19 protein-coding genes are annotated in these 21,869 nt (G+C 72.0%); 12 read left to right on the top strand and 7 right to left on the bottom strand.

Going from position 1 to position 21,869, the window contains the following annotated elements; all coding sequences use genetic code 11:
• Nucleotides 1-26: 26 nt before the first annotated feature.
• Both F4558_RS26460 and F4558_RS26455 read right to left on the bottom strand, forming a co-directional pair.
• Nucleotides 27-1,184, bottom strand: coding sequence for a hypothetical protein (locus F4558_RS26460; RefSeq protein WP_312877448.1), 1,158 nt, complete (start codon nt 1,182-1,184; stop codon nt 27-29).
• A complete protein-coding gene (locus F4558_RS26455; RefSeq protein WP_167946402.1) occupies nt 1,070-2,209 on the bottom strand; it encodes a transporter substrate-binding domain-containing protein in 1,140 nt (379 codons plus the stop codon). Before F4558_RS26455 ends, F4558_RS26460 begins: the two co-directional genes overlap by 115 nt.
• Before the next feature lie 356 nt (nt 2,210-2,565).
• Here F4558_RS26455 and F4558_RS26450 point away from each other — a divergent pair, with 356 nt between their 5' ends.
• From F4558_RS26450 to F4558_RS26440, 3 genes are all read left to right on the top strand, one after another.
• Complete coding sequence (locus tag F4558_RS26450) at nt 2,566-3,333, top strand: SGNH/GDSL hydrolase family protein (protein WP_053652335.1); 768 nt, start codon at nt 2,566-2,568, stop codon at nt 3,331-3,333.
• 2 nt (nt 3,334-3,335) lie between these two features.
• The gene (locus tag F4558_RS26445; RefSeq protein WP_167946400.1) at nt 3,336-3,782 is read left to right on the top strand and encodes a hypothetical protein; all 447 of its coding nucleotides are present in this window, start codon (nt 3,336-3,338) and stop codon (nt 3,780-3,782) included.
• Nucleotides 3,783-3,854: 72 nt separating this feature from the next.
• On the top strand, nt 3,855-4,757 hold the full coding sequence (locus F4558_RS26440; protein ID WP_053652336.1) for a sulfurtransferase: 903 nt from the start codon (nt 3,855-3,857) through the stop codon (nt 4,755-4,757).
• Nucleotides 4,758-4,940: 183 nt separating this feature from the next.
• Here the strand turns inward: F4558_RS26440 and F4558_RS26435 are convergent, their stop codons facing one another.
• The 3 genes from F4558_RS26435 to F4558_RS26425 form a co-directional block, all read right to left on the bottom strand.
• The gene (locus tag F4558_RS26435; protein WP_167946398.1) at nt 4,941-6,122 is read right to left on the bottom strand and encodes a hypothetical protein; all 1,182 of its coding nucleotides are present in this window, start codon (nt 6,120-6,122) and stop codon (nt 4,941-4,943) included.
• Nucleotides 6,119-6,661, bottom strand: coding sequence for a SigE family RNA polymerase sigma factor (locus F4558_RS26430; protein ID WP_053651743.1), 543 nt, complete (start codon nt 6,659-6,661; stop codon nt 6,119-6,121). Before F4558_RS26430 ends, F4558_RS26435 begins: the two co-directional genes overlap by 4 nt.
• 66 nt (nt 6,662-6,727) lie before the next feature.
• Nucleotides 6,728-7,309, bottom strand: a complete 582-nt coding sequence (locus F4558_RS26425) for a TetR/AcrR family transcriptional regulator (RefSeq protein ID WP_053651745.1) — start codon at nt 7,307-7,309, stop codon at nt 6,728-6,730.
• A gap of 106 nt (nt 7,310-7,415) precedes the next feature.
• Between F4558_RS26425 and F4558_RS26420 the strand changes: the two genes are divergently transcribed.
• A complete protein-coding gene (locus F4558_RS26420) occupies nt 7,416-8,564 on the top strand; it encodes an FAD-dependent oxidoreductase (RefSeq protein ID WP_053652337.1) in 1,149 nt (382 codons plus the stop codon).
• 9 nt (nt 8,565-8,573) lie between these two features.
• Entirely contained in the window at nt 8,574-9,137 is a 564-nt protein-coding gene (locus F4558_RS26415; protein ID WP_167946396.1) for a VanZ family protein, read from the top strand.
• On the opposite strand, the gene F4558_RS26410 is transcribed toward F4558_RS26415, so the two are convergent.
• A complete protein-coding gene (locus tag F4558_RS26410; RefSeq protein ID WP_167946394.1) occupies nt 9,031-10,296 on the bottom strand; it encodes an MFS transporter in 1,266 nt (421 codons plus the stop codon). The genes F4558_RS26415 and F4558_RS26410 overlap by 107 nt on opposite strands.
• Nucleotides 10,297-10,420: 124 nt before the next feature.
• Here F4558_RS26410 and F4558_RS26405 point away from each other — a divergent pair, with 124 nt between their 5' ends.
• From F4558_RS26405 to F4558_RS26385, 5 genes are all read left to right on the top strand, one after another.
• Nucleotides 10,421-12,208: an HSP90 family protein gene (locus F4558_RS26405; RefSeq protein ID WP_167947672.1), complete on the top strand. Its 1,788-nt coding sequence runs from the start codon at nt 10,421-10,423 to the stop codon at nt 12,206-12,208.
• Nucleotides 12,209-12,210: 2 nt separating this feature from the next.
• Entirely contained in the window at nt 12,211-15,087 is a 2,877-nt protein-coding gene (locus F4558_RS26400) for a hypothetical protein (RefSeq protein ID WP_167946392.1), read from the top strand.
• Nucleotides 15,088-15,216: 129 nt separating this feature from the next.
• Nucleotides 15,217-15,786 (top strand): TetR/AcrR family transcriptional regulator, encoded by a 570-nt coding sequence (locus F4558_RS26395; RefSeq protein ID WP_157552169.1) that lies wholly within the window; start codon nt 15,217-15,219, stop codon nt 15,784-15,786.
• A 72-nt stretch (nt 15,787-15,858) separates the two neighbouring features.
• On the top strand, nt 15,859-17,226 hold the full coding sequence (locus F4558_RS26390; RefSeq protein ID WP_167946390.1) for an acetyl-CoA carboxylase biotin carboxylase subunit: 1,368 nt from the start codon (nt 15,859-15,861) through the stop codon (nt 17,224-17,226).
• A 96-nt stretch (nt 17,227-17,322) separates the two neighbouring features.
• Nucleotides 17,323-18,243, top strand: coding sequence for a hydroxymethylglutaryl-CoA lyase (locus F4558_RS26385; protein WP_053651758.1), 921 nt, complete (start codon nt 17,323-17,325; stop codon nt 18,241-18,243).
• Between the two features lie 60 nt (nt 18,244-18,303).
• Here the strand turns inward: F4558_RS26385 and F4558_RS26380 are convergent, their stop codons facing one another.
• Entirely contained in the window at nt 18,304-18,879 is a 576-nt protein-coding gene (locus tag F4558_RS26380) for a snapalysin family zinc-dependent metalloprotease (protein WP_053651760.1), read from the bottom strand.
• A gap of 164 nt (nt 18,880-19,043) precedes the next feature.
• Here F4558_RS26380 and F4558_RS26375 point away from each other — a divergent pair, with 164 nt between their 5' ends.
• Nucleotides 19,044-20,576 (top strand): acyl-CoA carboxylase subunit beta, encoded by a 1,533-nt coding sequence (locus F4558_RS26375; RefSeq protein ID WP_167946388.1) that lies wholly within the window; start codon nt 19,044-19,046, stop codon nt 20,574-20,576.
• Nucleotides 20,577-20,647: 71 nt separating this feature from the next.
• Complete coding sequence (locus tag F4558_RS26370) at nt 20,648-21,796, top strand: acyl-CoA dehydrogenase family protein (RefSeq protein ID WP_053651763.1); 1,149 nt, start codon at nt 20,648-20,650, stop codon at nt 21,794-21,796.
• Nucleotides 21,797-21,869 lie beyond the last annotated feature (73 nt).

The raw sequence follows: 21,869 nt of genomic DNA, 5'->3' as shown, positions 1-21,869 counted from the left end.
ACCTCGCGCCGGGGCGTCGGCCCGTGTTACTTCGCGCCGGGTAGGCGGCCCGCGCAGCGCATGTCCGGGTCGGTAAGCGGTCGTCGGGGCATCATCCACTCCAGGGCGGTCTCCTCCACTGGCCAGCCGCGCACCGACACCAGGCTGTAGGGCGCCGCTGCCGCCTGCGGGCAGAGGACCTGCGACTGGACCTGGCCGTTCGGCAGGAACCGCACACCGGCGGTCTGGTCCAGCACGATCGTCGACGTGTCGGTGACAGTGATGAGCGCCCCGAGCACCACCTCCGTACCGGCCCCGCTGGCCGGCGGCGGGGCCGCCGTGAGATCTGGCGGCGGGCTCGCCGTCGGGTCCGGGGCCTCCGTGCGCGGCGTCCCGACCGCCGCCTTCGGCGCCACCTCGATCGCGGCGGTGGGCAGCAGCGGCACCCGGAGGAAGACCGCGCCCATCACCAGCGGAAGCACGGCGGCGACAGTGAACGCCAGACCGTGGGTCAGCGCCGGGGCGATCCAGCCGGGGATCGGGCCGGTGACCACCACTGTGGTGACGGGTGGCACCGCCAGCAGCGCCGCGGTGGCCCACTCGCCCTCCCGGAGCGCCGTCCAGATCGCCGGACCCAGCAGGCTGTACGCCAGGATCGCCGCCGCCAGCGGCAGCGCCACACTGACCAGCAGGATCCGCGTCGGTTCCTGCGGGTGCAGGTAGCGGGTGCGCAGCGCGAGCAGCCACAGACCCAGCATCAGCAGCGCCGGCAGGAAACGCAGCTGCCAGGTGAGCGCCCCCAGCGCGACAGCGGCGGTGAGCACCCAACCGGGGGTACGCGCCGTCAGGGAAGCCAGCAGCGACCGTTCCGGGTCGAAACGGTCAGGGGCGCTGAGCCGGAGCAGTCGGCCGAGCACCCCGAACGTCAACACGACAACGGGGAACGCCCACACCAGGGCGATCAACAGGGCGCTGAGCAGACCGAGCGGGCTCACGTACTGCACAAGCAGCAGCATCGTGGACATGTCCTGCCGGCTGAGCTGCCACAGCCGCAGCACCAGGAGCAGGACGGGGAATGCGGGCAGGAGGGTCAGCAGCCACTGCTGCGCCTGCCGCGCCCCCGCCATCCGACGCGGACGGCCCGCGTTGGCGGGGTTGCTGGCGATCCGGGGTGCGCCGGGGCGGGTAGCGCGATCCTCTCCCACGGCCACTGTCGCACCTCCACCTTCCTCGCCTCGGGTTGCTGCTGTTCCGCGACCGGCTGCGGGAGGTTGTATCCCTGCTGCCAGCGGAGGTTGGTGTTGTACGCGTCCTCCCAGGTCGAGTCCTCCTCGTCGTTGGCCGAGACGTAGAGCGCGAGGTCGACAAGGTCGCGCAGCGCCTTGTTCGGGCCGGTGTTGATACCCCACCTCTCCTGGGGCGACGAGCCGATGTCCCAGTGCTGCAACGGCTTGACGTTGCGGAGCGTGACCGGGAAGCGCTGACCGCTGTCGTCGGGCCGGTCGCCGGTGACGAAGCCGGCGAGGATCGCCGCGTCGGTGGTGACCGCCTCGACCGTGCCGTCGTACAGCATCTGGATGCACTCGCTGATCCGGTTGCGGCCTGTCGGCTTGGCGCCGGCCTCACCGAGGCGCTGGATGGACGTCGACGTGGTGAGCGAGCACACCGTCCGCCCGCTCAGGTCCTCCAGGCTGCTCACCTGGCCCTTGAAGCTCTTCAAGGTCACCACCGACTGCTCGGTGTGCAGGTACGAGGAGGAGAAGACAGCGCCCTCGTCCACGCGCTTGTCGTTGATGCTGTAGGAGGCGATGACCAGGTCGACGGTGACGAAGCCGTCGTTGTCGCGGGCCTGTCGACGGGCCCGGTCCTCGCTCTCGATCGGCAGGAACCGCACCTGGGAATGATCGAACCCGAGGAACCCGGCGATCATGTAGGCGATGTCGACGTCGAAGCCCTTCCAGACGTTGTTGCCGAAGCGCTGGGAGATGCCGGGCTGGTCGTCCTTCACCCCGATGACGAGCTGTTGCTTACCCTTCATGCCGGCCTGTTCGAGCAGTTCGTCGCGGGTCGGGGGACCGGCGGCGAGCACGATCGGGACAAGGGCCGCCACCAGGACGGCAAGCGCGACAGTGAGCCCCACGAGGCGGATCTGGCGACTCCGGGCGGTGCGTGGCGAGGTGGTGTCCGCCGGGGCTGGCCCGGCGGGGTTCGGTTCGCTTGCCTGACTCAAGTAGGCCTCCCGCTGCGCGGCCTGGTGACCGGCCCTCCATTGTGAGCCCTGGATGCGAGCCGGGGCGACCCGACGCGAGCCGGATTGTCGACTCACATCCGGTGCGCTCCCGGCGGGTCGCACCGACCGGCGTCGCACCGACCGGCGTCGCACCGACCGGCGTCGCACCGACCGGCGTCGCACCGACCGGCGTCGCACGGACCGGCATCGCACCGAACGGCGTCGCACCGACCGGCATCGCATTGATCCTCAGAACGGATGACGTCCGCCACGTCGCCCCTCCGGGGCATCGTCCGTCGCGTCAGCGGTGACAGACTGGTCGCCGCAAGCAACGGGGTGGCGTGAGGGAGACGCGGGTGCGCTGGCGCAGTTATGTCGCGGTCGGGGACAGCTTCACCGAGGGAATGGACGACGCGTACCCCGATGGCACCTACCGGGGTTGGGCGGACCTGGTGGCGACCCGGCTGGCGGCCGAGGCCGGCCCCGACTTCCGCTACGCAAACCTGGCCATCCGGGGTCGCCTCTTTCCCAGCGTGGTCGCCGAGCAGGTGCCCGCCGCGGTGGCGATGAAGCCCGACCTGATCAGCTTCGCGGCCGGCGGAAACGACGTGTTGCGCCGCACCTTCGACCCGGAAAGGATCGTCACCCGCTTCGACGACGTGGTTCGCCAACTGCGCTCGGGCGGCGCGGACGTCCTGCTCTTCCGGTTCGCCGACGTGATGGCCCGGCTGCCCGGCCAGCGCCTCGTCGCCCCCCGGGTGGAGTTGCTCAACCAGGCGGTCGGTGAGACCGCCGAGCGGCACGGCGCCATCCTCGTCGACCTGTACGCCGACGACACCTTCCTCAACCCGATGCTCTGGAGCACCGACCGGCTGCACCTGTCCGAGTTCGGGCACCGGCGGGTCGCCGGGCAGGTGTTGAACGCGCTCGGCGTGGGCTGCGACGAGGAGTGGCTGATGGTTCCGCCGCACCCGGCCCCGTCGCCGTGGCTCGCAGCCCGCGCGGCCGACCTGCGCTGGGCCGGCCGGCACCTCGCCCCGTGGATCAAGCGGCGGCTCACCGGCCGCTCGTCCGGCGACACGGTGACCGCGAAGCGTCCGCTGCTCGGGCCGATCGTCGACTGAGCGTGCGCACCCTGCACACCGCGCCCCTGCTGCGGCGTACCCCCGACGGCGAGGCGGTGCCGGGCCACGCCGTGCTTGTCGGTGGCGACCGGGTCGAGGCGGTGGGTCCGCTGGCCGAGTTGATCGAGGCGTACGCCGGTGTGCGTGTTCGCCGTTGGCCAGGCACGCTGGGGCCGGGGTTGACGCACGACGGGCCACTGCCAATGGCGCCCACCCCGCGCGAGCGGGTGCACGCGCTGTTGCGGCACGGGGTGACGACGGTGCTGGCCGAGCACCTGACCGACCCGGCGCTGCGGGCCGCCGTCGACAGAAGTGACCTGCTCGTGCTGTCCGCACCCGTGCCGCCGCACCTGCTTGCGGGCGGTCGGGCCGACCTGGCGGTGCACGACGCCGACGGCACCTGCCTGGTGACGGTTGTCGCCGGCCGGATCGCCCACCGTCGCGCCTGAGCCCACCCGACGTGTGCCGCGTCGCACCCGATGGCCCTCTGCCGGGCGGCACAGCGGCGTACCTTGGGGATCATGTCTGTGCCGAACGATCCTGATCCCCGCCTCCAGTCGTACGCGGACCCGCAGCGGCTGGTCACCACCGAGTGGCTGGCCGAGCACCTGGGCGACGATGGCCTCGTCGTGGTCGAGTCCGACGAGGACGTGCTGCTCTACGAATCCGGTCATATCCCCGGCGCCGTGAAGGTCGACTGGCACCTCGACCTGAACGACCAGGTGACCCGGGACTACCTCGATGCCACGCGCTTCGCCGAGATGTGCGCCGCCAAGGGCATCGGCCGGGGCGACACTGTCGTCTTCTACGGCGACAACTTCAACTGGTGGGCCGCGTACGCCCTCTGGGTGTTCTCGCTCTTCGGCCACGTCGATGTGCGACTGCTCGACGGCGGCCGGCAGAAGTGGGTCGCCGAGGGGCGCGAGCTGACCCGTGACAAGCCGAACCGGCCGCGCGCCGACTACCCGGTGCCGCTGCGCGACGACGCGCCGCTGCGGGCGTTCCGCGAGCAGGTGATGGCGCACATCGCCGTCGGACGGCCGCTTGTCGACGTCCGGTCCCCGGGGGAGTACACGGGCGAGATGCTGCACATGCCGGACTACCCGCAGGAGGGCGCGCTGCGCGGCGGGCACATCCCGGGCGCTGTCAACAAGCCGTGGAAGTCCGCCGCGAACGAGGACGGCACGTTCCGGTCCGCCGACGAGCTGCGCGCCATCTACGCCGACCAGCTCGGGCTCAGCCCGGACGACGACGTGATCGCGTACTGCCGGATCGGCGAGCGGTCCAGCCACACCTGGTTCGTGCTGCGGCACCTGCTGGGCTACCCGCAGGTGCGCAACTACGACGGTTCGTGGACCGAGTGGGGCAACCTGGTCCGGGCACCTGTCGTAAAGGGTGACCAGCCCGGCGGTATCGCCGCCTGAACAAGCCCGCCGCGTGGGCGGACACGTGCACGACCCGGCCGGCTGAGCGCTGTCACGCGCCAGCCGGCCGGACGCACGAGGGCGCCAGCCGGCCGGACGCACGAGGGCGCCAGCCGGCCGGACGCACGAGGGCGCCAGCCGGCCGGACGCACGAGGGCGCCAGCTGGCCGGACGTGCGAGCGGTCAGCCGGCCAGCGCCACGATGCCGGCGCGGTCGCGGAGCACGCCAGTGATCTCGCCGGTCTCCGGGTGCCACCGTGCCAGGCCCGCCGGTTCGAGGCGGAGCAGCACGGCACCCTGCTTGTCCCAGCCCAGCACCTCGCAGCAGCCCTTCGCCCGGTCCCAGCCGAGGTCGAGCACGTGGGCCACCGCGCCTGTGCGGGCGTCCAGCACCGCCACTCCCTCGGCGCCGTCGATTCTGTCGTTGGTGATCCAGGCAGCGCGGGCCACCCGGTCGCCGTGCAGCCAGCCCCGGCCGTAGAACTCGTTCACCTGGTAGGGGGCGGGCAGCAGTTCGCCAGTGACGCGTTCTTCGGAGCGGAGTGCGCCCTCGCGGGCGGTCCGGCTGCGCAACGTCAGGCCGTCCCGCTGGCCGCCCGTCTCGATCAGCGCGGCCTCGCGTCCCGCCTCCGGGTCGGGTACCGCCAGGTCCCAGGCCGACACGTCGATGGTGCTCGCCGCCTCGGTGTCGCGCTGCACCGCGTACGTCCGGCCGTCGCCGCCGACAAGCACCCGGTCGTTCGCCCAGACCACCAACTCCAGGTAGCCGTCGAGCGGGACGCGACGTACGCCCGCCTTGGTGAGGTCGACCATGACCAGCTCGTTGGTCTGCGCGAAGGCGGCCCACCGGCCGTCCGGCGACAGCACGCCCGGTTTCACGGCGGGCGCCTCGTTGCCGTCCCGGTCCCGGGTTGGCGCCAGCGTCACCACGTCGAGACTGCGCACCACGCCGTCGTCGCCGAGGACCCGGACCGGGCCGTCCGCGCGGTACTGGTCGTCAAGGGGTTGGTACAGCGCCAGCGCCCGCTGGACCGGACGGTCGGACAGCCGCACTGTCGCCTGGTCACCGAGCCGCGACAGCGGATCGGGTGGGTAGGTCAGCTCCGCCGGCGGGTGCTGCACGGGACCAGCGTGGGTCGCCTCGACGGTCGGTGTCACAGGGTGTCCCGGCGGCGGGCTGGCGGGCGGGCGCAGCGCGGCCACGGTGCCGCCGCCGACGAGCGCCACGGCCATGACGACCGCGCCGACAGTCCTCCGGGTACGCCGGGTACGCCGTGCCCGATCCCAGCCTGCCGACGCCGGTTGGCTGGGTAGGACGTCCTCGACGCTGACGGTGAGCAGTCGTCGCAGGTCCTGTTCGTTCACGGGTTCACCTCCACACCGGTTGCCAGGTCGCCCGAGTGCGCTCGGGTGGGCGGGGCGAGGTCCGGTGCCACCTCGCGGAGTCGGCGCAGGGCGCTGTGGCACTGGCTCTTCACGGTGCCGACTGTCACGCCGAGCGCTTCGGCAGTGGCGACCTCGGTCAGGTCCTCGTAGTAGCGCAGGACCAGGACGGCCCGCTGCCGGGGCGGGAGTTGTCCCAGCGCGTCGTGCAGCGCCAGCCGCAGCGCGCCGTCGCGGTCGCGGGTCGCCTGGTCCGGCGGCGCGGCGCTCAGCCACTCCCGGCGTCGACGACGCCACCAGGACACGGCGTCGCGGTAGAGGATGGCCCGCACGTAGGCGGCGGGGTCGCCGTCGCGTACCGAGGTCCAGCGCAGCGCCAGCTTCAGCAGGGCGTCCTGGAGGAGGTCCTCGGCCTGGTGTCGATTACCGCAGATCAGGTACGCCGCGCGGAGCAGCCGGTGCTGGTGGCTCTCCACGAAGGCGAGGTAGCCGTCGCGGCCGTCGTTCGCCGTCGGTGCCATCCGCCCCCCTCCCGGCTGTCGCGGTGCGTCACCTGGCAGACGCATGGCGAGGGGCAAAAGGTTGGGTCAGTTCTCGACCCGCCCGGTCAGGTAGCGCTGGAGGGTCGGTGCGATCCAGGAAACCAGTTCCTCCGGTGCCAGGTCCACCATGGGCGGCAGGCGAACGATGTAGCGGGTGAAGGCGAGGCCGAGGATCTGGCTGGCGACCAGGCCGGCGCGGCGGCCGGTTGTCGCCGGGTCGGTGCCGAAGGTGGCAACGGCCGCGGTGAGCTGGTCGGCGAAGATCCCGCGCATGCGTTCGGCAGCGCCCGGGTTGGTGCTGGCGGCCCGCAGCAGCGCCACCAGTGTCTCGTCGCCCTCCCAGCGGGTGAGGAAGTGCCGGACCAGCGTCTCGCCCAGTTGCCCGGCCGGTACGGCGGTGAGGTCGGGCAGCCGCAGGTCGAATTCGGCAGCCGCCGCGAACAGCCCCTCCTTGCTGCCGTAGTAGCGCATGACCATCGACGGGTCGATCTTCGCGTCGGCGGCGATGGCCCGGATCGTGGCCCGTTCGTACCCGTCGGCGGCGAACCGCTCCCGGGCGGCTCGCAGGATCGCCGCGCGGGTGGTGTCCGAGCGGCGGGGTTGGGTCCGGGGCGCCGTCTCTGTCATGTCAACGACCGTATGCCAACGCTTGTTGACACTCAAGGGGCACCAGCCCTAACGTTGCCAACAAGTGTTTGCCAACGGTCGTTGGCAAACCGAACCGGAGGTGGCCATGAGCACCGACGTTCTGGTGGTGGGAGCAGGCCCCACCGGCCTCGCCACCGCACTGACGCTGGCCCGCCGCGGCGTCGACGTGACAGTGCTCGACCAACAGGCCGAGCCGCCCATGACCTCCCGCGCGGCGGTCGTGCACGCGTACACCCTTGAGGTGCTGGACCTGGTCGGCGCCGCAGCGCCGCTTGTCGCCCAGGGTGTGCGGTCGCCGGGCTTCACAGTGCGCGACCGGGACCGGGTGCTCCTGAGAGTTCCGTTCCACGACCTGCCGTCCCGCTTTCCCTACGCGCTGCTGGTCTCCCAGTCCGTCACCGAGGAGGTGCTCGCCGGGCAGCTGGCCGACCTCGGCGTGCGGGTGCGGCGACCGAGCCGGCTGACCGGCCTTGCCCGGACCGGCGACGGGGTGCTCGCGCAGGTGGACGGGGAGCCTCTGCGCGCCCGGTACGTGGTCGGCGCGGACGGCCTGCACAGCACCGTGAGGCAGGCCGCCGGCATCGGCTTCACAGGCCCCAGCGACCTGGAGTCCTTCGCGCTCGCCGACGTGCGGGTGGACAGCTCGCTGCCGTGCGACGAGGTGGCCCTCTTCCTCGCCCGTTCCGGACCGCTGGTCTGGGCGCCCCTCCCGGACGGGGTGGTCCGGCTTGTCGCTGCCGTGCCGACGCCGCCGACAGACCCGGACCGGGCGTACCTCCAGGCACTGCTCGACGAACGGGGCCCGGCGCGGCGGCCCGACCGGGTGACCGACGTGCTCTGGGGCTCCCGCTTCCGGGTGCACCACCGGATCGCCGACACCTTCCGCTCCGGGCCGGTGCTGCTGGCCGGCGACTCCGGACACGTCCACAGCCCCGCCGGTGGGCAGGGCATGAACCTCGGCATCTGCGACGCGGTCGCCGCCGGTACCGCGCTGGCCGACGTGCTCGCCGGCGGTTCGGAGACGTTGCTCGACGACTACAGCGCCCGCCAGCGCCCGATGGCCGAGGACGTGCTGAGCCTCGCCGCCGGCCTGACCCGGCTGGCGACCGCCTCCCCGGTGCGCCGGCCGGCCCGCGATGTGCTGCTCCGGCTGATCGGCGCAGTGCCGCCGGTCCGCCGGAATGTCGCACTGCGCCTGTCCGGGCTGTCCCACAGGGAACGGACCCCGGGCTAGTCTGCGCCGATGGATCAGGTCTGGCGGGACTGGTGCGCCGTGCTGTTCACCGTGCTGGCCGGCCTTGCGCTGCTGGCCCTTGTCATCGTGCGCCTCGCCCGCGCGCGGCGGGAACCGTCGGACCGCGCGGGACGGCGACGCGGCATCGCCGAGGTGGGCGCCGTCGCCGGCACCCTGCCCTGGGTGTGGATGACCCTCGCGCCGCGCCCCGCCCCCCGCGACGTCCACCTGGTGCCGCTGCGTGACCTGGCCGACCTACTCACCGCCCCGCCGGCGACCGCAGTGGTCCAGGTGGTCGGCAACCTGCTGGTCTTCGCCGCGTTGGGCTTCTTCGCCCCGGTACGCTTCGCCGCCCTCGCCAGCGTCAGCAGGCTCTTCCTGCTCGGTGCCGCCGGTTCCCTGGTCATCGAGTTCCTCCAGTACGCGCTGGACCTCGGTCGGGTGTCCTCAGTGGATGACGTGCTGCTCAACGCGACGGGTGCGGCACTGGCCGGGCTTCTGTCGCGTCGCTGGTGGGCGCGACCGTCGGCGTCGGTGCGGCCGGCCGTAGTGCCCACCACGCCGCCAGTGTGACAAGTGCGAACGTGCCCGCTGCCCCGCCCATCACCGGCACCGTCCCGTACGCGGCGGCCACAAACCCGGCCAGCGCCGCCCCGACCGGAGCGGTGAGCAGACCGACCATCCGCTGGGCGGCACCCACCCGTCCGAGCAGCCCACTCGGCACCTGCTGCTGCCCGTACGACGCCCACAGGCTGTTCCACACCACGGTGCCGGCGGCGAAGGCGGCCAAGGCGATCCCGCCCGACACCGGGTGCCGGGCCAGCGCGAACCCGGCGAGCGCGACGGTCTCCGCGGCGAGCACAACGAGCAGCGCGGACACCGTGCCGAGCCGGGCGGCGAGCCGGCCCGCCCCGAGCGCCCCCGTCAAGCCGCCCACGATGGCAGCCGCCGTGAACAACCCGTACCCGGCAGGCGGGACCCGCAGCACGTCCAGCGCGTAGAGCACCTGCACCGCCAGGATGCCGCTGATCGCCAGGTTGCTCGCGGCCGTGAGCAGCGTGACCCGCCACAGTGTCCGGTGACCCCGCAGCCATCGCACTCCCTCGGCGATCTCGTTCCACACCGAACTACGCCGCGGCGGCGTCGCCGAGGCCACGGCGGGAGGCGGGCTCAGCGCCAGCACGAGCAGGGCGGCCGCGGCGAAGCTGACGGCGTCGACGGCAAAGGGGAGCGCAGGGGCGACGGCGAACAGGATGCCGGCAGCCGGCGCGCCGAGGAAGCCGCCAGCCACAGCGCTTCCGGCCTGTAGCCGCCCGTTCGCGCGGGCCAGCGCGTCCGGCGGAACCACCATGGGCAGCATCGCGAACGAGGCCGAGTCGAAGAGCGTCCCCAGCGTGGCGAGGACGAACGCCGCCACAAGCAGCACCACGACGGGCGACCGGTCGAGGGCGACCGCCACGGCCAGGGCCGCGACCACCACTGCGCGTACCCCGTCGACAAGCGCCATGGCCCGACGCCGGTCCCAGCGGTCCGCGTACACGCCGCCGAGCAGGCCGAACAGCAGCGGCGGCAACAGCCCGGCCACTGCGACCGCCGCGATGACCCGGGGATCACGGGTCACCGTCGCGGCCAGCAGAGCCAGAGCGGGGGTACGCAGCGCGTCGCCGAACCGGGACGAGACAGCGGCCGACCACAGGAGCCGGAAATCCCGGCCCAGAGCGGAGGAGGTCATGCCGGCGACCGTGCCGGTTCGACAGGGTCGAGGGTCAAGCCGCCGGTGGCGAAAAGGGGGGCCGCGCCGGCCCGTGAACGTCGGTACGGTGAGCGCCGGCACCGGGATCGGGGAGAAATCAGGCGTGGACCACACCTTCCAGGTCGACCTACGTGGCGTGGTCGACCTGCTCAGTCATCACCTCTACGGCAGCCCACGGGTCTACGTCCGTGAGCTGCTGCAGAACGCGGTGGACGCGATCACCGCGCGACGTGCCGCAGACCCGGAAGCGCCCGCGCTGATCCGCATCGAGCCACCGGAGCGCACCGGTGACGGCACCCTGCGAATCCACGACACAGGAATCGGTCTGACCGAGGCGCAGGTGCACGAACTGCTGGCCACCATCGGCCGCAGCTCGAAGCGCGACGAGCTGGGCTTCTCCCGGCACGAGTTCCTCGGCCAGTTCGGCATCGGCCTGCTCTCCTGCTTCCTGGTGGCCGACGAGATCCACGTGCTCACCCGGCACGGCGACAACCCGACGGTCCGCTGGACCGGGTACGCCGACGGCCGCTACGCGGTGACCGTTGCGCCGACCGAGGCCGCCCGTGCCGAGCCGGGCACCACTGTCACGCTCGTGCCCCGCCAGGACGCCGACCAGTGGTTCACCACTCCGACGGTCACCGACCTCGCGCGGCTCTTCGGTTCGCTGCTGCCGGTCACCGTCCGGGTCGGCGACGTGGTCACCACCACCGGCGAACCGCCGTGGTCGACCACGCCCGGCGCACCACTGGACCGCGCCGCGCTTGTCGGGTACGCCCGGGAGACGCTCGGTGTGGACCCGTTCGACGTGCTGCCGCTCGCCGTGCCGGAGGCCGGGCTGACAGGCGTCGCCTTCGTCCTGCCCACCCCGGTGAACCCGGCGGCCCGGGCCGGGCACCGGGTCTACCTCAAGCGGATGCTGCTCACCGAGACCGCCGACGGGCTGCTGCCGGACTGGGCCTTCTTCGCGCACTGCGTTGTGGACGCGACCGAGCTGCGCCCCACCGCCAGCCGGGAGGCCCTCTATGAGGACACCCTGCTGACGGCGACCCGGGAGGCGCTCGGCGACCAGGTCCGGGGTTGGCTTGTCCGGTTGGCTCGGCACGAACCGCGCCGGCTTGCCGAGTTCCTCCAGGTGCACCACCTCGGGGTGAAGGCGCTGGCGTTGCACGACGACGAGATGCTGCGGCTTGTCGACAGGTGGTGGCCGATGGACACCAACGTCGGCACGCTCACCCTCGCCGAGTTCCGGGAGCGCTACGGCGTGGTCCGCTACGCGGCGAGCCTCGACGAGTTCCGCCAGCTCGCCGCGGTGGCCGCCGCGCAGGACCTGGCGGTGGTGAACGCCGGCTACACGTACGACACCGAGTTGATCGAGCGGTTGCCGGTGGTGGACCGCACGGTGTTGATCGAGCGGTTGGAGCCGAGCGACCTCACGACCCGTTTCGAGGCACTGGACCCGCAGGTGGAGTTGGCGTTGCGGCCGTTCCTCACCGCCGCGCAGCGGGCCGTCGAGCGTTCCGGCTGCGAGGTGGTCGTCCGGGCGTACGACCCGGTTTCGCTGCCCGCGCTCTACCTGGTCAGCCGGTCGGCGGCGTTCAACGACCAGCTCGCCGCCAGCCGGGACCGGGCCGACGAGCTGTGGGGCGGCGTGCTCGACGCGCTCGCCGCGACCGCCCCGCCGGACCGCCCGCAACTGGTGCTCAACCATCGCAACCCGCTGGTACGCCGGGTGGCCATGCTCAGCGACCCGGAGCTTGTGGGGCTCGCCGTCGAGGCGCTGTACGGGCAGGCGTTGCTGCTCGGCCACCATCCGATCCGCGCGGCCGACGCCGCCCTGTTGAACGATTCCTTCCTCGGCCTGCTCGGCCGGGCCGTGCCGGGACGGGAGTGAGCATGAGCGGCGAGGATCTGTGGCGTGTGCTTCGCGGCATCGCCGACATGCCGTACGGGGCGGGGCAGATCGCCGCCCTGGAGCAGTTGCTACGACGGGTGGACGCCGCCGACGACAGGCATCTCGCCTTCGTCACCCGTATGCAGGCCACCACCGGGTACGTCTACGGCGGGGAGCCGGCGAAGTCGTTCGTGACCTTCTCCTGGTGCCTGTCGGAGTTCGATCGTGACCCGCAGCCCTACCACCAGCGGCACCTGCACCAGTTGCTGTGGCACTTCAAGTACATGGTGTCCGGCCTGCTGAAGTTCCCCGAGGTGCCACTGGACCGCACGTACGCGGTGCTCGACGACATGGAGCGGCGCTATCGGGCGGGCGGGCACAGCCTGCAGACCGTCCACAAGCATCGGTTCCGGGTGGCCGACCATGTGGGCGACGCGGAGGCTGCCGCGCACTGGTACCGGCTCTGGCAGACGACCCCCCGCGATGACCTCTCCGACTGCGCGGGCTGTGACCCGACGAGTCAGGTCGGCTACCTCGCCGACACGGGGCGGGACGCGGAGGCTGTGGCGCTTGCCGAGCCGGTGCTCGCCGGCCGGCTCACCTGCACCGAGCAGCCACAGGCGATCCTCACCGCGCTGCTCCTGCCGTACCTGCGGACCGGGCGGGGTGAGGCGGCGCGGGACGCGCACCGGGAGGCCTACCGGCGGCTGCGTGGCAACCTCGCGGACCTGTGGGACATCGGCGATCATGTCGAGTTCTGCACGTTGACCGGAAACGAGGCGCGGGCGGTCGAGCTGATCGAGCGGCACCTGGACTGGCTGGACCGGCCGCCGTCCCCGGCCGCCGCCATGCATTTCGCGGCCGCCGGCGCTGCGGCGCTGCGCCAGGCCGGCGCGTCGACGGTGTACCGCCGGGCAGCCGAGGGCCGGCCGGCGGCCGAGGTGCCGGCGTCGGTGTTGGCCGACGAGTTGGCCGAGACTGCGACCGGGCTGGCCGCCCGCTTCGACGCCCGCAACGGCACCACCCACCAGTCGGAGTGGATCACCCGCAGGCTCGCCGTGCGGCCGAGCGGCGAGCACCTGCCGCTGTCCGCGAGCGTCCGCCGTCGCCCGGCCCGCCCGGCCCGCCCGGCCGGGGCCGACGCGGCGACCGGCGCGTCGTCCTCCGGTGAGCAGGGTAGGGAGGCCCGGGTCGGCGAGCCGCCGGCCGTGCAGCCGCCCGCCGACGCCGGCCCGGACGACCTGCTGGATCTCGCAGAGCTGAGCTGGGGGCGCCACGAGCGGGCCACCTTCCGGGCGGCGCTGGCCGCCTTCGACGACCGGTTCGGCGCTGCCGACCTGCCGGTGGGTTCGGCAGCACACCGGTTGGCGCTGCGCGCGGCCGAGCGCGGCGACGAGGACGACGTCGACGGCGCCATCGAGATCAACCGCGCCGCGCTCAAGCTCTACCGGGAGGCGGCCGAGGAGGTGCCCGCCCAGGTGGTTGCCGGGCGGCTCGGCGTGCTGTTGACGCACTCCGACGAGACCGCCGAGGAAGGGTTGACGCTGGTCCGGGAGGCCGTCGAGGTGCTCGACCGGCTCGGTGAGGCCGGACAGCGGGCGGCCGGGTACGACCGGCTGGCGTTGGCGCTGCTGCACCGGGAACGGTGGGAGGACGCCCTCGCGGCACTCGACCGGGCACCGGCCGACGGGGGCGGCGACAGGCATCTGGCGACCCGGATCGCGCTGCACCGTGCTCATCTGTTGGAGCAGTTGGACCGCATCGAGGAGGCCCGCGCCGCCGCCGCCGCGGCCCGCCGGATCGCCGAGGAGTTGGGCGTCGGTGAGTTGCAGACGGCTGCCTGCCTGGCGTACGCGCGGACCGTCGACTATCCGGCGGAGGCGGTGGTCGCCTGCGACGAGGCGCTGCGATGGGCGCCGCCGGACGCGGAGCTGCCGGTGCGGGTCGCCAGGGCTCGGGCGCTGCTCGCCGCCGGTCGGGCCGCCGACGCTGTGGACGACTTCGTCGAGGCGGTGACGCTCTGCGTGGAACGGGGCGCCGAGGGTGACGCGTTCCTGCGCTGGGAGTTGGCGATCGCGTACCGGACGGTGGGTCGGCTCTCCGAGGCGGCCGAGGTGGCCGAGGAAGCGGTGCTCGGTCTGGCCCGGATGGGTGCCCAGTCGGAGGCGGACCGCTGCCGGCACCTGCTGGCCGGTGTCTACGCCGGGCTCGGTGAGATCGAGCCGGCGCTGGCGCTGCTCGGCCAGCTGGCCGACAACCTGGACGGACCGGACAATCTCCCGCACCGGGGGCAGGTGCTTGAGGAGGCCGGTGGGATCCTCTACGACGCCGACCGGGATGCGGCGGCCGCCGAGCGGTTCGCCGCAGCCGCCACGGCGTACCGGCTGGCCGACCTGCGGTTGGACGAGCTGCGGGCCCGCCGACGGGAGGCGTACGCCTGGTTCTGGTCCGATGATCGGCAGGCGGCGCTGCGTACTGTCGAGCTGGTGGACGCGCTGGCGGTGGAGCTGGCCGGGCGGACGGAGCCGGCGGCCACCTACGAGCTGGCGATGGTGGCCGAGGTCGGCGCCCGGGTGCTGACCGGGGAGGACCGACCGGACGAGGCACTGCGACGCATCGCCGGCGTGCCCGACCGGTTGCGGTCGATCGAGGCGTTCGGTGAGGCCATCCAGGTGGAGATCCTGGCCGGCGAGCTGCTGCTGCGCCTGGAACGGCCGGCGGAGGCCGAACCACTCCTGCGCCGCGTGCTCGGTGGGCTCCCCGCCGACTCGCGGCCCGTGCGCCAGACGGCCTGGCTGCTGGCCCGTGCGCTGGACCTGCTGGACCGGCCGACGGAGGCCGCCGCAGTGCGCGCGGAGCACCAGTTGGACGAGGACTGACCGCCGCCGGCCGCCCCTGCCGGACGAGGGGCGGCTGGCGGTCGGTGGGCGCAACTGACCGGTAACCAACCGGCGCGGTTCGCGGTCTACGCTTGCCCGGTGAAGGTGGAGCAGCAGGCGCGGGGCGCGGTGGGTGCGGGCCGGCGCCGGTCCCGCAAGGACGAGATCCTGGAGATCGCTGTCGGGCTGTTCGCCGCCCGTGGTTATCACGGTGTGTCGATGGACGACATCGGCGCGGCGGCGGGGGTCACCGGTCCGGCGCTCTATCACCATTTCGCCGGCAAGGAGGCCATGCTGGCCGCCGCGCTGATCCCGGTCAGCGAAGGGTTGCTGGCCGGCGGGCGGGAACGCTCCGCCGGGCACCCGGACGACCCGCGCGGCGTGCTGGAGTCGCTTATCGACTTCCATGTCGAGTTCGCGCTTGCCAACCCGGCGGTGATCGCGCTGCACCTGCACGAGTTGGACCGCCTGCCGGAGGAGCCGCGGCGGCGCATCCGCCGGCTCCAGCGGCTCTATGTCGAGGAGTGGGTGACAGTGCTTACCGCGCTGCACCCGGGCATGCCCGACGGTGAGGCGCGGGTGCTGGCGCATGCCGCTTTCGGCCTGATGAACTCGACGCCGTTCCTCGGTGGCGAGGTCGATCGGCAGCGTCGGGCCGAGTTGCTGCGCGACGCCACCCTCGCCGCGCTGCTCGCCTGAGCCGACTCGTCAGAAGCGGTCCGGTCATGGTTCCCTGACAGGCGTCCCGACATTCGGACACTTGGAGGAAACATGATCGAGTCACTGCTGGTCGCCAATCGGGGCGAGATCGCCCGCCGGATCATCCGGACCGCCAAGCGGCTCGGCATCCGCGCGATCGCGGTGTACTCGGAGGCTGACGCCGACCTGCCCTTCGTCGTCGAGGCGGACGAGGCGGTCCTCATCGGCCCGCCGAACCCGACGCAGAGCTACCGCAACACCGAGGCGATCCTCGCAGCCGCGAAGTCCACAGGTGCGCAGGCCATCCACCCCGGCTACGGGTTCCTGTCGGAGAACGCCGAGTTCGCCCGTACCGTTGAGTCTGCCGGGTTGATCTGGGTCGGCCCCGGCGCGGACGCGATCACCGCGATGGGCGACAAGATCAATGCTCGGAATCTGATGGCCGCGGCCGGGGTGCCTGTCGCTCCCGGGACCACCGACCCGGCCGCCGACCTGGACGCGGCGGTGACCGCCGCCGCGGAGATCGGCTATCCGGTGATGGTCAAGGCCGCGGCCGGTGGCGGCGGCATGGGCATGGGCGTGGCCGCCGACGAGGGCGCGCTGCGCATCGAGTACGACAAGGTGCGCGCGTTCGCCGAGCGGATGTTCGGCGACGGCTCGGTGCTGATCGAGCGGTTCTTCCCCCGGGTACGCCATGTCGAGGTGCAGATCCTCGGCCTCGCCGACGGTCGGGTTGTGGCGCTCGGCGAGCGGGAGTGCTCGGTGCAGCGACGCAACCAGAAGTTGGTCGAGGAGTCGCCGTCCCCGGCGGTCTCGCCGGAGCTGCGCGACCGCCTGCTGGCGGCGGCAGTGCGGGCCGGTGAGGCGGTGAACTACCGCAACGCGGGCACCGTCGAGTGCCTGTTGGTCCCGCGCGAGCCGGACGCTGCTGGCGCTGTTCCTGACTCCGAAGACTTTTTCTTCCTGGAGATGAACACGCGGCTTCAGGTGGAGCACCCGGTGACCGAGTACGTCTACGGCGTCGACCTGGTCGAGGAGCAGTTGCGGGTGGCCGCCGGCCTGGCGCCGACGTTCGACCCGGACGCTTTGTCGCCGCGCGGGCACGCCATCGAACTGCGGGTCAACGCAGAGGACCCGAAGCGTTTCCTGCCCGGCCCCGGCAAGGTCACGACCTGGGTGGAGCCCACCGGCGAGGGCATCCGGGTGGACTCCGGGTACGTCGAGGGCAACACCGTCACGCCGTTCTACGACAGCCTGTTGGCCAAGCTGATCGTCAGCGGTGCCAGCCGTGACGAGGTGATCGCCCGTGCGCGGGACGCGGTCGCCGGGTTCCAGATCGTCGGCCCGAAGAACAACCTGCCCTTCTTCGCCGAGTTGCTGGAGAACGAGGAGTTTCTCTCCGGCGCCTACGACACGGCGATCGTCTCCCGCATGCGCTGAGCCCTCGGGCGGCCGCCGGTCGTCGCGCTGTCCCCCCGCCCCCCGCCCCCGGCCCCAACCCTCCGTCCCGACCCGACGTCACAGCGAGGTGACCGAATGACCCAGTTGCCAGATTCCGTCTCGATCCGCGAGGTCGGCCCGCGGGACGGGTTGCAGAACGAGGACCCGATCCCCGCCGACGCCAAGGTGCGGCTACTCGACGCGCTCTCCGGCACCGGCGTACGCCGGATCGAGGCGGTGTCGTTCGTACACCCGAAGGCGATCCCGCAGATGGCCGACGCCGACGAGGTGTGGCGTCGGGCGACGAAGGCCGAGGGGGTGCGTTACTCGGCGCTGGTGCCCAACACCAGGGGTGCCCAGCGGGCGTTGGCCGCCGGGTTCACCGAGATCGAGGTGGTGGTGTCGGCGAGCGACACGCACAACCGGCGCAACGTCAACCGCGCCACGGACGAGTCGCTCGACGACATCGCCGAGCTGATCGACCTGCTGCACGGTGCTTCCGCACGGGTCGAGGTGATCGTGGCGACAAGCTTCGGCTGCCCGTACGAGGGGGATATCGACCCGCAGCGGGTGGCCGGCATCGTGGACCGGGTGGTCCGCGACGGCGCGGACCGGGTGGCGTTCGGCGACACCACGGGCATGGCCACTCCGCGTCGGGTCCGCGAGCTGCTGACCGCGGTACGCGACCGCAACGCGCACGTGCCGGTGCTGCTGCACTTCCACAACACCCGGGGCACCGCGCTGGCCAACCTGCTGACCGCCTTGGAATTGGGGGTGACCGAGTTCGACGCCAGCGTGGGCGGCCTCGGTGGCTGCCCGTACGCGCCGGGCGCCAGCGGCAACCTCGCCACCGAGGAGGCCGTGCACATGCTTCACGACATGGGCATCGACACCGGCATCGACCTGGCGGCCCTGATCGAGGCGGCCGAGCTGGCCGAGGAGTTGCTCGGCAAGAAGCTGCCCTCCGGCGTACTGCGGGCGGGTCCGCGTACCCGATTGACGCCGATGCCCGACTGACGGGCCGTGACGTGGTGGAGGGGCCGGCAGAGTGCCGGCCCCTCCGTCGTTTCGGCCAGGTCAGCTCACGGAGGTGAGCATGCTCGGCCAGCTGTCCTGGAAGACGTCCGCTCCGGCGCGGTCGGCGCTGCGTTCGGTGGCGGCGAAGGTGCCGGCGAAGAGGTTGCTCACCCGGTTCGCCTCGGCGCTGCTCGGGTACGCGTTGGTGCAGCTGGTGCCGGCGCTGCCGCCGGACATCAGCAGCGAGCAGTTGCCGTTGTAGTTGTCCGGCAGGCCGAGGATGTGCCCGATCTCGTGGGTCATGATCCGCAGCACGCTGTACTGGGCGGCCTGCTGGGTGTCGATGTAGACCCGGCCGTTGCCGAGGCTGGTCCGCACGGCGTACGAGCCGCCACCGGTGATCCGGTAGATCCGCAGGTTCGAGCCGCAGTTCGCCGAGAGCGTCAGGTTGACTGTGGCGTTGTTCCAGATCGAGGCGGCCTGGTTGGCGACGCTGGCGTAGCTTCCCGCCTGGCTGGTGTTGTAGCAGATGGTCATGGCGGCGGACGCGGGCGATGGGTTGGCGACCGTGATGCCGAGGGTGGCGAGTGCCGTCGCGAGTGACGCGACCGCGAGCCGCTTGAGTCGTGAGGTCATCGCTGACTCCTTATCCGGGAGGGGGTGCCAGGAGCCTAGCCCCAAACATCAATCCATTTCAATGTCTAGGTTGAGGGGTTGGCTGCTCCCCGCACGGGTCGCCGAGGGGCGCGCGAATGCGATAGCCTAACGATCGTTCAGGTCAGTACGGCGAGGGAGTCGGCGTGACGCTCGACGGTGAGGCACTGGAGCAACTGCGCAAGCGGGCCCGGTCCGGCGGCGCGGACAAGTACCACGCGGCCAACGCCGCCAAGGGCAAGCTCTTCGCCCGCGAGCGGGTCGCCCTGCTCGTCGACGAGGGCTCCTTCGTCGAGGACGGCCTCTACGCCAACGCGCTCGCCGACGGGCTGCCCGCCGACGGCGTGGTCACCGGCACCGCCACCATCGACGGCCGACAGGTCTGCCTGATGGCGAACGACTCCACGGTCAAGGCCGGCAGTTGGGGCGCCCGCACGGTCGAAAAGATCATCCGGATCATCGAGCGCGCATACTCCACAAGCGTCCCGATGGTCTACCTGGTCGACTCGGCCGGCGCGCGGATCACCGACCAGGTCGACCTTTTCCCCGGACGGCGCGGCGCCGGCAAGATCTTCTGGAACCAGGTGCGTGCCTCCGGCTCGATCCCGCAGGTCTGCGCGCTGTTCGGCCCGAGCGCCGCCGGTGGGGCCTACATCCCGGCGTTCTGCGACGTGGTCGCCATGGTCGACGGCAACGCAAGCATGTACCTCGGCTCCGACCGGATGGTCGAGATGGTCACCGGCGAGAAGACCACGCTTGAGGCGATGGGCGGGGCCAAGGTGCACACCGCCGAGTCCGGCGTCGGGCACTTCCTCTGCAAGACCGAGGCCGACGCGCTCGACGTGGTGAAGACCTACCTGTCGTACCTGCCGGCCAACTGGACGCAGCAGCCGCCGACCGCCCCGGCGGTCGACGCGCCCGCGAAGGCCGACCTGGCCGCGCTGGTGCCGGCCAGCGAGCGGCAGGCCTTCGACATGCGCCGGTACGTCAAGGGACTGCTCGACGAGGGGTCGTTCTTCGAGATCCAGGCGCTCTGGGCCAAGGAGCTGACAATCGGCTTCGGTCGGCTGAACGGCGAGGTCGTCGGTGTGCTCGGCAACAACTCGATGTTCAAGGGCGGGGTGCTCTTCGTCGACTCCGCCGACAAGGCGACCCGGTTCGTGCAGCTCTGCGACGCGTTCAACGTGCCGCTGCTCTTCCTCAGCGACGTGCCGGGCTTCATGGTCGGCAGCGCCGTCGAGAAGCAGGGCATCATCCGCCACGGCGCAAAGATGATCACGGCGATCTCCGAGGCGACAGTCCCGAAGATCTGCGTGGTGGTCCGCAAGGCGTACGGCGCGGGCCTCTACGCGATGGCCGGTCCCGGGTTCGAGCCGGACGCCACAATCGCGCTGCCTACCGCGAAGATCGCGGTGATGGGGGCCGAGGCAGCGGTGAACGCCGTCTACGCCAACAAGATCGCGGCGATCGGGGACGAGGCCGATAGGGCCGCCTTCGTGGCCGCCAAGCGGGCCGAGTACGAGCAGGACATCGACGTCGTCCGGCTCGCGAGCGAGCTGGTGGTGGACGCCATCGTCGAGCCGCACGACCTACGCGCCGAGCTGATCCGTCGCTTCGCGGCGGCACGCACGAAGGACCGCACGTTCTCTCGGCGCCGGCACGGCGTCACCCCGGTCTGATCCCCGACCACCCGCACAGCGACCGCCCGGCGTCACGAGCGCACGGCGGCCGTCCACACAGGAGGACTGAGATGGACTTCCGGCTCACCGACGAACAAGCGGCGCTGCGGTCCAGCGTGCGGGACTTCGCGCGCGAGGTGGTCGCCCCTGTCATCGCCGAGCACTACGAGCAGCACACCTTCCCGTACGAGGTGATCCGGCAGATGGGCAAGATGGGCCTGTTCGGCCTGCCCTTCGCCGAGGAGCACGGCGGCATGGGCGGCGACTACTTCGCGCTCTGCCTGGCCCTTGAGGAGTTGGCGCGGGTCGACTCCAGCGTGGCGATCACGCTGGAGGCGGCGGTGTCGCTCGGCGCGATGCCGATCTACAGGTTCGGCACCGAGGAGCAGAAGGCGACCTGGCTGCCGAAGCTGCTCAGCGGCGAGGCGCTTGCCGGCTTCGGGCTCACCGAGCCGGGCACCGGCTCCGACGCCGCAGGCACCCAGACGCGCGCCGTGTTGGACGGCGACGAGTGGGTCATCAACGGGTCGAAGGCGTTCATCACCAACTCGGGCACCGACATCACGGCACTCGTCACAGTCACCGCCGTGACCGGCACCAACCCGGACGGCTCGAAGGAACTGTCGACGATCATCGTGCCCACCGGCACGCCCGGTTTCAGCGTGGCGCCTGGTTACTCCAAGGTGGGCTGGACCGCCTCGGACACCCACGAGCTGACCTTCGACGACTGCCGGGTGCCGGCGGCCAACCTGCTCGGTGCGCGGGGTCGGGGCTTCGCCCAGTTCCTGCGGATCCTCGACGAGGGTCGGATCGCCATCGCCGCGCTGGCCGTCGGGCTCGCGCAGGGCTGCGTCGACGAGTCGATCAAGTACGCGAAGGAGCGGCAGGCATTCGGCCGGCCGATCGGTGCCAACCAGGCGATCCAGTTCAAGATCGCCGACATGGAGTTGAAGGCCCACACCGCCCGGCTGGCCTACTACGACGCCGCCGCGCGGATGCTGGCCGGCGAGCCGTTCAAGCGGCAGGCCGCCATCGCCAAGCTGCACGCCAGCACCATCGCCGTGGACAACGCCCGCGAGGCCACCCAGATCCACGGCGGCTACGGCTTCATGAACGAGTACCCGGTGGCCCGCTTCTGGCGGGACTCCAAGATCCTGGAGATCGGTGAGGGCACCAGCGAGGTGCAGCGCATGATCATCGCTCGCGACCTGGGTCTCTGACCCGCGCGGGCACCCGGGAGGCGAGCGGTTCAGCCACCTGTCCAGGCCGAGTTGTCCGTTCGGCTGTCGGATA

Source organism: Micromonospora profundi (assembly GCF_011927785.1).
Lineage (GTDB): Bacteria > Actinomycetota > Actinomycetes > Mycobacteriales > Micromonosporaceae > Micromonospora > Micromonospora profundi.
Note: the sequence above shows the minus strand (reverse complement) of the source record. Positions and strands in the feature narration are given on the sequence as shown.